The organism is Leuconostoc gelidum subsp. gelidum KCTC 3527, from assembly GCF_000166715.1.
Lineage (GTDB): Bacteria > Bacillota > Bacilli > Lactobacillales > Lactobacillaceae > Leuconostoc > Leuconostoc gelidum.
On the sequence record NZ_AEMI01000019.1, the window covers coordinates 1 to 13,665 of the forward strand.

Below are 13,665 nucleotides of genomic sequence, written 5' to 3' on the forward strand. Positions count from 1 at the left end.
AACGTAACGTAGTGCTTTTTATAGCTCGTGAGAGAATCGAACTCTCGATTCCGCCGTGAAAGGGCAGCGTCTTAGCCGCTTGACCAACGAGCCATGGTCAGTGATGCTTGATATCTACCAAACAACTATATTAGTATAACAAGAAATCGTTTATTCGTCAATGATTAAACTAAAAATTGTTATTTTTTGGTGCGACTGTTGTATTGAAAGACGCTGCGTGAAGCAAAAAAATTAATTAAGAGGAACATCGACGGCCCAAGTTTCGGGTCCTTTTTCATCGCCGTATTGAATAGCAGTTAGACGGTCGTACAATTTTTGTGTCCATGGACCAACCTCTGTCTCCGAATAAAATACATGTTTATTACCATGATGTGTGATTGAACCAACAGGAGAAATAACTGCTGCAGTACCCATAGCTCCTGCCTCGGTGAATTGGTCCAAGTCATTTATTGAGATGGTCGTCTCCTCGGCTTCAAGCCCAAGCTCCTTTGCGACTTCAAGAAGTGAGTACTTCGTTACTGAAGGTAAAATTGAGGGTGACTTTGGTGTTAAGAAGCGACCATCTTTGGTGATACCAAAGAAGTTTGCTGAACCTAATTCTTCAATATTTTCATGTAAACGGGGATCTAAATAAACGACATCAGAGTATCCAGCAGCGTGTGCCTGATCCCCAGCAAGCATTGATGCCCCGTAGTTACCGCCAGCCTTAGCTGCACCCGTACCACCATGAGCTGCACGGTCATATTCATTAGTAACATAGGCTGTTGGCGTTAAACCGCCTTTATAGTATGCACCGACTGGTGTTGCATAAACTTCAAAAACATAATTATCTGCAGGATGAACACCAACAACTGGTCCACCACCAAATTCAAATGGTCGAAGATAAAGTGTTGCACCAGTACCATATGGTGGGATAAAATCTTTATTTGCCTTTGTTACTTCCTGTAGGGCACGCAAGAACAATTTTTCAGGTACTGGAGCCATCATTAATCTTGCAGCGGAATTTTGTAAGCGTTGTGCGTTCCGGTCAGGGCGAAAGAGGTTAGCACCGCCATCTTGACGTCTGTATACTTTCAGTCCTTCAAAAATATTTTGTCCATAATGCAAGCCAGTGGCTGCTTCATTCACTGGTATATTTGAGTCAGTTTCTAGGCCACCTTCACTCCACTTGCCATCTTTAAAATATGCGCGGAATCGATAAGGCAGATCGTGATATTCAAATCCAAGTTCTGACCAATTAAAATCTTTGGGTTGCGCTTTCTTCTGTGACATTTTCTTCTTCTTTCTTATAAAAATATAATAATTTTACTATAACGCTTATAGCATAATTAAACAACATCTAAATGTAAATCATTTGGTCGCGTTTTACCAACCTTTTTTAAGGTGTAATACATTGCCATACTACCGACAATTGGGACAACAATACCAAATATTGCGACAAGTAGCAGTGCCCGAGGATCTGAGGAAGCTAATGCTATTGGGGCAATAAAGCCATTTAAACCAAGTCCAGCAATAGCAAATGGGACTTTTAAATTAAATACACCAACAGCGACCATGGCTGATATACCAGCTATGAAAGCTGGGCCAAACATAAGTAATGGACTTTTTAATAAATTAGGAAATTGCACTTTTGGTGTAACAATTGTTTGGGCAATATTTGCACCTACGTTATTTTGTGTCCAACCCATAGCTGTATAAACAACGAATCCTGCGGTGGTGCCAATTAACGCTGCACCACCCGAAAGGGGATCTAACATGACAGCAATAGCAAGCGCTGCAGAAGAAGCTGGTGTCATTAAGAAGAGAAACCAAACGACTGAAACGATGAAAGAACCAAGAAAAGGATTGACATTCATTGTCGAAGCTAATGATTCAGATACCCAGTTTAAAAACGGCGTAGTTACTGCTGCTGTTCCTAAACCAAAGAATGTACCGGCAAGTGTAGCACTGAGCGGCACAAGCATCATGTCTAGCGGTGTCTTACCGGTTAACCAATTACCAATCAGTACAGCCAATAAGGCTGCTAAAACAGCAGAGATTGGTTGACCAGAAGTCAACACAATTGATCCAGCAGCCTGATCTGCTACCCACCCCGTTGCTGTGTGAGTTTGTGGCGCGACAGTTGAAGTAAAATAAACAGCGTTTGAACCAACTGTGGCGGCGATCAGAGCAGCACCAGTAGTTAAAATATTAGCACGCATCATGATGGCAATGCCAACACCAAGTGCGGGGGCAAGTAGTTTTTGACCCATTAGGCCAGCTTGCACTAAAGGTGTGTATCCAATTATATTTCCGATTGAAGACATCAATAGTCCCATGCCAAGTACAGCGAGAATGGCATTTGAAATACCAGTTGAGACATCAAACACGACATCGCGAACGGATGAGGGTGGTTTTTTCTGGTTACCTGGTGATGGTGATATGTTATCATGTTTAGCTGGTGTGAGCGGGGTTGCTTGATTCATTGTAAGTCCTCCTAAGTATCGTTTTGCTAGTGATAAAATAATTTTTACAACTAACAACTGAACTGGTTCTTGAAATGTATAAAAAAATAAAAAGAGGCGCTAGTAATTTACTAGCGCCTCTTGAAAACATTGAGAAACTCAACATATTCACGCCAGTTAAGAAAATGACTTCTCAACTGGTAGACAAAACAGACCAGCGAGGAGTCAGATAATAATGACTACGTTGATCGTAATGAGATTTGTGAAATTGTATGAGTTTAGTGTGAACATCTCATTAGTTTCCTTTTATTTAATATTTAGTATTATGTCATTAAATTAATTAAATGTCAACAGCGTAATCTTAAATTCATCTTGTGTCAAACATATGAGTATTTGATATAATGTAGTAAATGAGATTGGAGGCAGATTTATGTTACTTTTGGCAGTAAAAGGAATAACTGAATCAAACCGCAAATTTTTGTCACAATATGGTGTCACTGTTGTAACACCCGATACGATTACGGCACAACAAATACCTGAAATTGTCATTAGCTACGCATGGGATGATGCCATTGGCCAAAAAATATTAGCAAATCCAAATGCAAAATTAAAATGGATTCAAACACAATCGGCAGGTGTAGATTATTTACCGTTAAAGAAACTAAAAGACTTTGGTGTTATTGTCACAAATGCCAGCGGATTAAAAGCCATTCCAATTGCACAAACAGTCTTAAGTTATATTCTATATTTTGCACGTGGTTTAAATATTTATGCATCACGAACGCATTGGGAACCTTATACAAATCAATACTTGATCACAGAATTACCTGTTTTAGTATTTGGTACGGGGCGTATTGGTCAGCAAATTGCCAGTCATATTAAAGCATTTGGTGGGACGGTTTACGGTGTGAATACAACCGGTCATATGGTTGATGGTTTTGACGAAGTCTATAGCATGCATGACTATCAAAAAGCATTAGCAAAATCTCGCGTTGTTGTTGACGGTTTACCAGGTACACCTGAAACGGATAATTTTTTTAATAATCATTTTTTTGATCAAGTTAATCAATTGTTTTTATTTATTAATATTGGTCGTGGGACAACCTTAAATCAAAATGACTTGTTGGCAGCAATTGACGATTCCCGTGTTAAATATGCTGCGTTAGATGTGACTACACCTGAACCATTACCTAAAAATCATCCGTTATTCGACAGACCACAAGTATTATTGACACAACATACGAGTTGGGGGGAGAATGCTAATGCGGGGCGCACTGGCGGACTATTTCGCTTATTTGAAAAGAATGTCCCTTCATTTGTAACAAACGGCACGATTCAATACAATATTGTCAATCTTGATAAAGGATACTAAAATATAAGAACATACCAGAGCTGGCATGTTTAATAATTAAGAGGGAACACAGAACGTTTATGAAAAAAATTGCGCATCGTGGCATCTCAGCTCAAGCACCAGAAAATACGCGTGCCGCATTTAAAAAAATGGTAGCATTGAATGTTGAGTGGTTAGAAACAGATATTGATATGACGTCTGATGGTGAATTAATCCTCATTCATGACGATAAAGTTGATCGTGTGTCAAATGGCAGTGGTTCTGTCAATGATATGACGCTAATTGATTTACAGAAACTAGATTTTGGTCGGTGGTTTAGTGACGAGTATGCTAATGAGCGTATTGTGACCCTGAAATGGTTAATTGATTTTATTAATCACTATCATTTTAATGTTAATTTTGAACTCAAAACAGCATTGAAATCTGACAAACAAAATGCCTATCTCACATCTGTTTGTCAGGCATTACGGCAGGTTAGTTCAAAGGTTAAAATTATTGTGTCAAGTTTTGATATTACTCTGCTTAAAAAATTTCATGTATTAATGCCTGATGTTCAAATAGGTGTTTTAATTGAGGGGAAACTACCAGATAACATTGTTGCAATTGCTAAAAATATCGGAGCTGTATATGTTCATCCTGATGTTGATTATCTTACAAAAGATCAAACTAAAAAATTGATTGATAATCATTTACAGGTGAATGTGTGGACAGTTAATGATATGATTGTGGCTGAAAAATTGGAGAAATGGCGAGTTGAAGCTATTTTTACGGATTTTCCAGAAGTGAAAGCAATATGACACACGTGGTGATTTATAAAGTATATGCTTGAAAGCATGTCTATACCAATGAAACATTGTTTCTTTAGTATAGACATGTGATAAAATAGATTTCAGAGAAATTGTTGGAGGATTACTTTGGAAAAAGCATCAGAAAAACGTGAGGCTCGTATAGCGATTCGCTATAAAAATATTATTAAAAGTTTAGATAATACTTGGCATATAGTAGATGACACACGTGTACCAATTGTTCGTCAAGTATTGGGGTGGTTAGATCATCCAGATCAAAAACTAAAAATAATTCATATCGCTGGGACTAATGGTAAGAGCTCTACTGGTGCTATGATGGGGGCAGTATTACAGGCCAATGGTTATTCATATGGTCGTTTTTCAAGCCCTTTTATTCTTTCAGCAAGAGAACAAATTTGTATTGATGACGAGATGATTTCTAAAAGTGATTTTGTTGATTACTACGAACAGCTCATCAAATGTTTTAAACTTAATGGTGTCTCCGCAAACTATTTGACGTATTTTGAATATTTTACGATTATATCTTTATTATATTTTGTAGATCATCAAGTCGATTTTGTTTTGTTTGAAGCGGGATTAGGTGGCCTTCGAGATGCAACAAATGCAATAGATGCACCCTTGTTAACCGTTTTTACAAAAATTAGCATTGATCATCAGAATTTAATTGGTCGAAATTTAACTGAAATTTCAAAAAATAAAGCCGCAATTATTAAAAAAGGCACTTGGGTTATTGATTATGCTGGTCAAGATCTGACTGCACGAAAAGTTTTAAAGGCCCAAACAGAGGCTGTCGGTGCAAAATGGTTTGAATATAAACAAGATCAAATCATTATTGCTAATACAGCACCGTCAGGGCTAGATTTAATAATTAATGGCACACCTGGTTATTTTTTGAGTATGCCTGGTGCTTTTCAAGTGCATAATTTTAGTATTGTCTTACAAATAAAAGCGGCTTTGACTGCGATGGGATACACATTTATACAAGGCAAAACGCGAGAAGGCCTTGCAAATGTCAAGCTGGTGGGTCGTATGAATTATCATAAGACATCAAATATTTTGTTTGATGCGGCTCACAATGTTGATGGGATAAACGGTTTGGTTTCGGCGCTTAATGCTTGGCATTTAAAAATTAAACCAACCTTGATTTTGGGTGTATTAAAAGATAAAGATTATCATGAAATGTTGGATACTATTGTACCTGTTGTACAACGGATTATAACGGTTACGCCAAATAATAAAACACGCGCATTATCTGCAGATGAACTCGCGGCTGAGTTATTGACAAACTACCAAAACATTGATGTCGAAATAGCAAGTGATGCTTCGGCAGCTATTTCACTTGCTATGCGTGTCCGAGAATCATCACAGGCTCTGATTGTTGTAACGGGTTCCTTTTACACATTAAGTGCGATTCAAAAGGACCACCGAATGGCATGACTATTTTGATATAATGACACAACGATACTGCCTATAGCTACTATAATTGTATCGTTTATAATAATTAAGGAGAAGAGATATGACTGTAGAGTCTCCTCAAAATTTTTTCTGGGATGACGTCGTAAAACAGGCGCAACTAGTAAATAAGCAAACAGAGAAACAACCTTTTTTTAGTATGGCACCAATGGAAGCCGTAACGGATACCGTCTTTCGACGCGTCATAGCACAAGCTGGTGGACCAGATGTTTACTATACCGAGTTTACAAATGCTAGTTCAATGGTTCATCCACAAGCTAAATTTTCCGTTCAGGGTCGCTTAGCTGTGGCAGAAGATGAAAAGCAACCGGTTGCTCAAATTTGGGGTTCCCGACCAGAAGAAATCGCTGGCGCTGCAAAAATTTTGGCAACAATGGGGTATCAGGCAGTTGACATCAATATGGGTTGTCCAGATACAACTGTAATTAAAAATGGTGCCGGTTCGGACTTGATTCGTCATCAAGAGTTGGCAAAAGAAATTATTTCTGCTGCTAAAAAATCAGGTCTAGCAGTATCTGTTAAGACCCGATTAGGTTTTTATCAAGCAGAAGAATTTCGTGATTGGCTACCTATTATTTTACGTCAACAGGTGGCTGTACTAACTATCCATTTGCGTTCACGTAAGGAAATGTCAAAGGCACCTGCACATGAAGAGTATATAGATGAAATTTTAGCTATGCGAGATGCCATTGCGCCTCAAACATTGATCCAAATAAATGGTGATATTAAAACACGTCAAGCGGGGATACAACTTGTAAAAGATCATCCTGGTATTGATGGTATTATGATTGGCCGAGGTATATTTGAAAATCCATATGCGTTTGAAGTTAAACCCCAACAGCATACTTTAGAAGAATCAATTGCACTATTGAAATTACAATTGGATTTGTTTGACGATGTGAATGCAAATATTGCACCCAAACATTTTGAAGCATTGAAACGTTATTTCAAAATATATTTGCGTGGTTTTGCACACGCCTCAGCATTACGTCAACTATTGATGGAAACACATGCAACCGAGGAAGTACGTGATATATTAGATCGTGAATTAGCAAAAGTGTATGCGGAAGTCGCCGCAGATGAACATATTTATCGCGATAACGGCGTCGCAAGTGCAGATGTGGCTGTAGCTAATCAACTAAAATTGGCACAGGAAACAAAAAAATATAATTAGTGCCTTATTGTATTTTTGGTTAATAACATGTTGTTAAATTGACAATATTAACCTATGAAGACATGGTAGAATGGTTAAAAAATCCGATATGACTAACAAAACAACAATTTTTTGTATAATAGCAGTATTATTGTCTCTCAATAATATATGTGCATAAAAAGCTGTTAAATCAAGATTGAAAAATAAAATAAAGTCTATTTTGCATATAAAATAGTTTAAAAGTCGGTAACTTTCAAAACAAGTTGCTGATTTTTTTCATTGCCGACAATTTTCCTTCGTCTGTTCCGTTATTATAATACAATGACATATCAATGTATTACAGCTGGTGTTTTAGCCATTACAATCTTATCGCCGATGAGTTATGGCACAAATGTCGATAGAAAATAGCCAAGTAATGTTTATTAAGGAAATGTTAATTTAGAATTTTAATATATAAGCCGCTAGTTAGTTAAATCTAATGGCGGTTTTTTAGTACGTAAAAACTAAACTGGTTGAAAAAGACCAGTTTAAAGTAGCACTTTATATGGGTGCTTTTTTATGTAACAAGTATTCGTACATGCATAATATTCATTTTTATCATATAATAATTACAAAGGAGAAATATTCATGATCGCATTACATATTTTATTTGGTTTAATGATATTAGTTGGAGTTATCATGACCTCTGTTTCATTTCAAGGTGATACTGAAAAACTAACCAAACTACAAAAGTTTTCGTTAATTTTCACCACATCGGCAATTGGTTTAACAGTGGTTGCTGTGACGGCGGTGTCTAGTTCAATTTACATTGCGCTAGCAATGTTTGTTGCATTAGCTTTGTACGAATACTACGCATTCTTACGCAAAGCTAGCCAAAAATAAACTAAATACCAAAAAAGCGCAATCTTAAAAATAGGTTGCGCTTTTTTATTGGAGTGAATTATGGATAAAGATGATATCATATGTACTATATTTGCAATTACTGGTATGGTTGCTGTGGTTGCGGGAGTGATAGTTCAATTTAAATAAAGTCTTAACCCTCTAGTAGTACAATAGTTATATCGGAGGTATTTGAACATGAAAAATAAACACCAGGTCGGCTTGTATACCGGTATATCTGCAGGTGTCATCGTGCTAATTACGGATTGGTTAAATCTTGAGAGGACGATATCGTTCTTTGTAGTTTTAATTACAGTATTTTTAGCAAGTTCTATAATCAATAAGCTGATAAAATAATGTTTTATTGAACAAAACTCTAATTCAACCCACGTCTTTCTAGTAGTATAATTATTGTTATTGGAGGTTAAAATACCACATTCACAACAAGGAACGCGTGACCGAGCTACTAGATTACATGCTGTATTTCAAAAAACATGATATCGATGTTACTAATGTATCATTCAACAGATTTGAGAATGAAATAAAAAACGGCAACATTTCAGGCCATGAAGATGATGTATTGGAAGTTACTGATAATTTGATCGAGACTTTTAATAAAAAGATGAAAGAAAATTTTGAAGCAGGCAATTTACCTATACCTGAAAAAATGGACTAACCACGTATTAAGTTACGTGGTTTTTATTATTGCAAAAATATGTACATCTTGCTATCAATGGTATAATTAAATTGTTAAAATAAAAAGTTGGGATTTAGTTGGGAACACCAATCGTAAACATTGATGTTACAACAGTTAGTATAATAGCAGTATGAAACTTACAAGCAAAACAATTGAACAACTATTAATTGAGCAACAGCTATTGGTATCAAAACCAAATATTGATATGGCTTTTGACTTTTTACATTATGACACGCGACAGGTGAAAGCCAACACGTTACTTGTCGTTAAAGGCTCCTTCCGAGCTGAATACTTGACGCATACAGCTGATATAAAAGGTCTAATTACTGAGACAGTATTAGATGTTTCTTTACCACAGTGGCAAGTGACAAATGTTCAAAAAGCACTAGCTGTGTTGTCAATGGCTTTTTTTGATTACCCACAACAAGCCTTGTGGATTGGCGCTTTTACAGGAACAAAAGGTAAAACAACAGCTGCGTATATGGCATTTAATATCTTAAAAGATGCTACAAACAATCATACAGCTTTGTTTTCAACGGTTGATCGTATTACAGGTACAGAACCTGGAGACAAGAAAAAATCGGATTTAACAACACCGGAATCTTACGAACTATTTAAAGATATGCGTCAAGCGGTAGACAATGGTATGACGCATTTGATTATGGAAGTAAGCTCTCAAGCTTACTTGAAACAACGTGTCTACGGGCTACGCTATAATGTTGGCGCGTTTTTAAATATTTCGCCGGATCACATCGGACCGAATGAACACCCAAATTTTGAAGATTATCTGGCGCATAAAATGATGCTGTTTAATCATTCAGACCAAGTTATTGTGAATGCTGAAAGTGAGCATCTTAATACCGTTTTGGGACATGCGGGGCAAACACATGATAAGGTTTATACATACAGTTTAGCGGGTCAAGGTGGTGATTATACTTATGTCTCACGAGAAAGCGCTATTCACGAAAGTCGATTAATTGTTGAGACAAGTGATTTAAATGAACTTGCTGGTGAGTACCGCTTGAATTTACCAGGTGACTTTAATGAGTCAAACGCTATGGCAGCATTAATTATGACTGCACTGGCTGGCGCAAAACACGAAAATATGGTTCATGGATTAGATGTTGTTTTTATACCTGGTCGAATGTTAAGTTTGCCAATTGCAGGTCATGGCGTTGCCTTTGTAGACTATGCTCATAATTATGCATCGATGCGTGCATTACTTAATTTTGCTCAAAACCAGTATCCAGAAGGTAAAGTGTTAGTTGTTGTTGGATCTCCTGGCAATAAAGGGGTATCGCGACGCGCTGACTTTGGGCGAGTAGTTTCGGAACTGGCGGATATTGTCTATTTGACAGCTGACGATCCCCAGTTTGAATCGCCAAAGGCTATTGCCGATGAAATTGCTGAAAATATTAATAATAAACAGCTTGAGGTTCATTTTGAAATGGATCGTATCAAGGCGATTTTTCAAGCTATTAAGCAATCAGGAGAGAGAGATATTGTTATAGTTGCTGGTAAAGGTGAAGATCCCTACCAAAAAATTAATGGTACGGATGTACCATATATTGGTGATTATGCAGTTGTTCAAAGTTATCATGACTAAACTGAATCAAAAAAATAGAAGTGTACGCTTCTATTTTTTTGATTAGAAAATCAACTTGACGGCTTGGCTGTTATGCTAATGATAAATATGATATCATTAGTATATGACAAATCCAATTGATGAATCACACAAAAAATCAGGTAAAATACCATTGAGAATTGATCCGGAATTGCACGAAGTACTTGTAACGCGTGCAAACAAAGAAGGGCGTTCTCTGAATAATTATTTAACAAAATTATTAGAGGATGGTTTGCGACCCAAGAATTTCGAAGATCGTCAGTTTGTAGGTCAAGTGATCTCAGGTGAAAATTTTGATTTATCCAGTCGTTTAGTATCAGTTTCGGGTATTTATTATCGTTATTTGATTGATAATGCGATAATGGCTAAAGCAGATGCACGATATGCAATCATTGAAGCAAACGGAAATATTTTAACATTACGAGAATTGAAATAGGGAATTATTTTTAATTCAATAAGCTCATTGAGTGAGGGAGAAAAACATGATTTTTTTTAGAATTGTACCACAGAATAATGCTGGATTAGTCGAAACACTGGGCAAATATAGTCGTCGTAAGGAAGCTGGTTTGCATTTTTATGTGCCATTTCTTCAAACAATTCGAAATGTCAGCTTGGCCATGCGTCCACTGCGTTTACCAGACTATTCAGTTATTACTGCTGATAACGCTGATATTAAGGCTAGTGTGACGTTGAATTATCATGTAACAGATGCTGTGAAGTATATGTATGAAAACACTGACTCTGTAGAGTCAATGGCACAATTGGTACGTGGACATTTACGAGATATTATTGGTCGTATGGAATTAAATGAAGCATTAGGTTCAACAACGAAAATTAATGTACAATTAGCGGAAGCAATTGGTGATCTAACCAATACTTATGGCATCAACGTTGATCGTATAAATATTGATGAATTACGACCATCGGTATCCATTCAGGAAGCCATGGATAAACAATTAACAGCTGATCGAGAACGTGTGGCTACAATTGCTAGGGCAGAGGGTCAAGCACGCTCGATTGAGCTCACTACAAAAGCGACAAATGATGCGTTGATGGCAACGGCTAAAGCAGAAGCGGATGCAACTAAAACGCGAGCTGATGCAGAACGTTATCGTATTGATACAGTACAAGCTGGACTAGCTGGAGCTGATGATAAGTATTTCCAAAACCAATCAATTAATGCATTTACAACATTAGCTAGTTCTGCAGCTAATCTAGTCATTGTTGATGGTAAAGAAATATCTCAACTTGGTCAACTACCTGTGGTTGGTAAGTTACTTGAAAAAGGTTTGAAATAATGACACAAAAATTATTTTCATTGAAATAGTGAGTTTAAGATATCATTGTTACTAATGAATCATTGAAGTAGTTATTATTATTATTGACACTATTAAAACACAAAACCAAGTAAATGCATTGACAACTGTTAATTGATATTTTTGATAGATAAAGAAGACACAGTCTATATTGTCATTGCTTGTGTGAACAAGAGCAACTGTAATAACATATATTAAATTTGTTTATTTGGTGGAGAAAATGTTTAAAGAAAAAAATGTTTTAGTAATGGTTTCTGGTAGCGTTGCCGCTTACAAGTCTGCAACCTTGGTACGCTTATTGATAAAGTCTGGTGCCAAGGTTCGAGTTGGTATGACATCTGCAGCACAAGAGTTTATTACAAGTAAAACCTTATCAATTCTGTCAGGAAATGATGTTTTAACGGATTTATTTGTTGGTCATACATCAGATATTGTCCATATCGACTGGGCGAAATGGGCTGATATCATTTTTGTTGTACCTGCTACAGCTAATCTTATTGGTAAACTGGCACAAGGAATAGCAGATGACGCTGTAACGACAACTATTATGGCATCAACTGCTGACAAAATAATTGCCCCAGCAATGAATGATAACATGCTGGAAAACCCGGCTGTTGTGCGTAATATAGAAACATTAAAAAAAGACGGCTGGTTCGTAATTGAACCTGTTGTTGGCTTTTTAGCTGAAGGATATGCAGCACAAGGCCGCTTACCTGAACCAGTTGATATTTTACAGCAGTCTGCTGTGAGATTACGTGCAAAAGATGGCCTGTTAATAGGAAAAAAGATCATTATTACGGCCGGTGGCACACATGAAGCGCTAGATCCAGTACGTTATTTAACTAACCGTTCCAGTGGTAAGATGGGTTACGCTTTAGCTCACGCTGCTGTTGAAATGGGAGCAGAAGTTGTTTTGATTACAACAATAGCACGTGAAGATATATTTGGGGTAAAAAAAATATTTGTTAGTTCAGCTCAAGAGATGTTTGATGAGGCAATACACGCATTTGCAACGGCTGACATCTTTATCAGCGCCGCAGCAGTCTCTGACTTTAAACCTGCAGAAAAAGCGATGCATAAAATTAAAAAGCAAGATGATGATGGTTTAACACTAAATCTTGTGCAAAATGCAGATATTTTACAAACTATCGGTCAATCTAAAAAGAGTCATCAAATTGTGATCGGATTTGCTGCTGAAACACAAGATTTATTAGCACATGGACAAGACAAGTTAATCAAAAAGCATGCAGATATGTTAATTATTAATGATGTTAGCCGATCAGATACAGGTTTTTCATCAGATGACAATGCTGTTACAATTTTGATACCGGGCCGTTTACCAGAAACATTATCGAAAGCATCCAAAATAGATATTGCGCGAGCTATTATGACGCAAGTGATAACATTGAAATGAACGACTATTTGTGATAGAATATGGTGTTACATATTGATTACAGGAGGAAAGATGTTGACAGTAGGATAATTAGTTATGATGTCAGAGACTAATTATAATAAAGTTTAAAATATCTTAATATACTAAAATAATGACAGATGAAGAAGAAAGCAAGGCATCAAAGTATAATATTGGTGACGTTTTGCTCGCCCCAGCCTATGGCAATTTAGAAAAGCCATTTACTGGACAAGTTGAAAAGATATATGAGAATGCACTTTTAGTTGAAATTACTGAAAATGATCCATCAGATCAGCCAACAGTTAATGAAATGAATCACCGAGCGATCGTTCGAATGGACGAAATCGAGGTAATTAAGCATGCACCAGTTCCGGCAGCAGAAAAAGTTGATGGCGACATCGAAGAGTAAATAGTTTCATATCATTTATACGTAGCGAATCTGAGAAGGTGAAAGTCAGATAATAGATGGAAACGGCGCGTACTTTGGGTTTTGAATGATATATTGAGTGGC

General features: G+C 36.8%; 13 protein-coding genes and 1 tRNA gene. 11 read left to right on the top strand and 3 right to left on the bottom strand.

All coding sequences use genetic code 11. From position 1 onward, the window contains the following. Positions 1-21: 21 nt before the first annotated feature. The 3 genes from EUI_RS0105090 to EUI_RS0105100 all read right to left on the bottom strand — a co-directional run bounded on the left by EUI_RS0105090 (position 22) and on the right by EUI_RS0105100 (position 2,465). A tRNA-Glu gene (locus tag EUI_RS0105090) sits at positions 22-93 on the bottom strand. 138 nt (positions 94-231) lie between these two features. Then, positions 232-1,272, bottom strand: a complete 1,041-nt coding sequence (locus EUI_RS0105095; RefSeq protein ID WP_010016569.1) for a branched-chain amino acid aminotransferase — start codon at positions 1,270-1,272, stop codon at positions 232-234. Positions 1,273-1,328: 56 nt separating this feature from the next. Continuing rightward, positions 1,329-2,465, bottom strand: coding sequence for a PTS transporter subunit IIC (locus EUI_RS0105100; protein WP_010016570.1), 1,137 nt, complete (start codon positions 2,463-2,465; stop codon positions 1,329-1,331). 409 nt (positions 2,466-2,874) lie between these two features. On the opposite strand from EUI_RS0105100, the gene EUI_RS0105105 reads away from it, so the two are divergent. The 11 genes from EUI_RS0105105 (at position 2,875) to EUI_RS0105165 (ending at position 13,563) form a co-directional block, all read left to right on the top strand. Further along, positions 2,875-3,816, top strand: a complete 942-nt coding sequence (locus EUI_RS0105105; RefSeq protein ID WP_010016571.1) for an NAD(P)-dependent oxidoreductase — start codon at positions 2,875-2,877, stop codon at positions 3,814-3,816. Positions 3,817-3,875: 59 nt separating this feature from the next. Beyond that, the gene (locus EUI_RS0105110) at positions 3,876-4,592 is read left to right on the top strand and encodes a glycerophosphodiester phosphodiesterase family protein (protein WP_010016572.1); all 717 of its coding nucleotides are present in this window, start codon (positions 3,876-3,878) and stop codon (positions 4,590-4,592) included. Between the two features lie 117 nt (positions 4,593-4,709). Next, a complete protein-coding gene (locus EUI_RS0105115; RefSeq protein WP_010016573.1) occupies positions 4,710-6,038 on the top strand; it encodes a bifunctional folylpolyglutamate synthase/dihydrofolate synthase in 1,329 nt (442 codons plus the stop codon). Between the two features lie 79 nt (positions 6,039-6,117). Beyond that, positions 6,118-7,248 carry a tRNA dihydrouridine synthase gene (locus EUI_RS0105120; RefSeq protein ID WP_010016574.1) on the top strand — a complete coding sequence of 377 codons (1,131 nt, stop codon included), beginning with the start codon at positions 6,118-6,120 and terminating at the stop codon, positions 7,246-7,248. A gap of 606 nt (positions 7,249-7,854) precedes the next feature. Next, positions 7,855-8,109, top strand: coding sequence for a hypothetical protein (locus EUI_RS0105125; RefSeq protein ID WP_010016576.1), 255 nt, complete (start codon positions 7,855-7,857; stop codon positions 8,107-8,109). Positions 8,110-8,560: 451 nt separating this feature from the next. Beyond that, the gene (locus EUI_RS0105140; protein ID WP_010016579.1) at positions 8,561-8,782 is read left to right on the top strand and encodes a hypothetical protein; all 222 of its coding nucleotides are present in this window, start codon (positions 8,561-8,563) and stop codon (positions 8,780-8,782) included. 151 nt (positions 8,783-8,933) lie between these two features. Then, positions 8,934-10,409 (top strand): UDP-N-acetylmuramyl-tripeptide synthetase, encoded by a 1,476-nt coding sequence (gene murE / locus EUI_RS0105145; protein WP_010016580.1) that lies wholly within the window; start codon positions 8,934-8,936, stop codon positions 10,407-10,409. 103 nt (positions 10,410-10,512) lie between these two features. Beyond that, positions 10,513-10,863 carry a toxin-antitoxin system HicB family antitoxin gene (locus EUI_RS0105150; protein WP_010016581.1) on the top strand — a complete coding sequence of 117 codons (351 nt, stop codon included), beginning with the start codon at positions 10,513-10,515 and terminating at the stop codon, positions 10,861-10,863. A 46-nt stretch (positions 10,864-10,909) separates the two neighbouring features. Beyond that, positions 10,910-11,725, top strand: a complete 816-nt coding sequence (locus EUI_RS0105155; RefSeq protein ID WP_010016582.1) for an SPFH domain-containing protein — start codon at positions 10,910-10,912, stop codon at positions 11,723-11,725. Between the two features lie 238 nt (positions 11,726-11,963). Then, positions 11,964-13,157, top strand: coding sequence for a bifunctional phosphopantothenoylcysteine decarboxylase/phosphopantothenate--cysteine ligase CoaBC (gene coaBC, locus EUI_RS0105160; protein ID WP_010016584.1), 1,194 nt, complete (start codon positions 11,964-11,966; stop codon positions 13,155-13,157). Between the two features lie 130 nt (positions 13,158-13,287). Further along, on the top strand, positions 13,288-13,563 hold the full coding sequence (locus EUI_RS0105165; protein WP_010016585.1) for a hypothetical protein: 276 nt from the start codon (positions 13,288-13,290) through the stop codon (positions 13,561-13,563). Positions 13,564-13,665 lie beyond the last annotated feature (102 nt).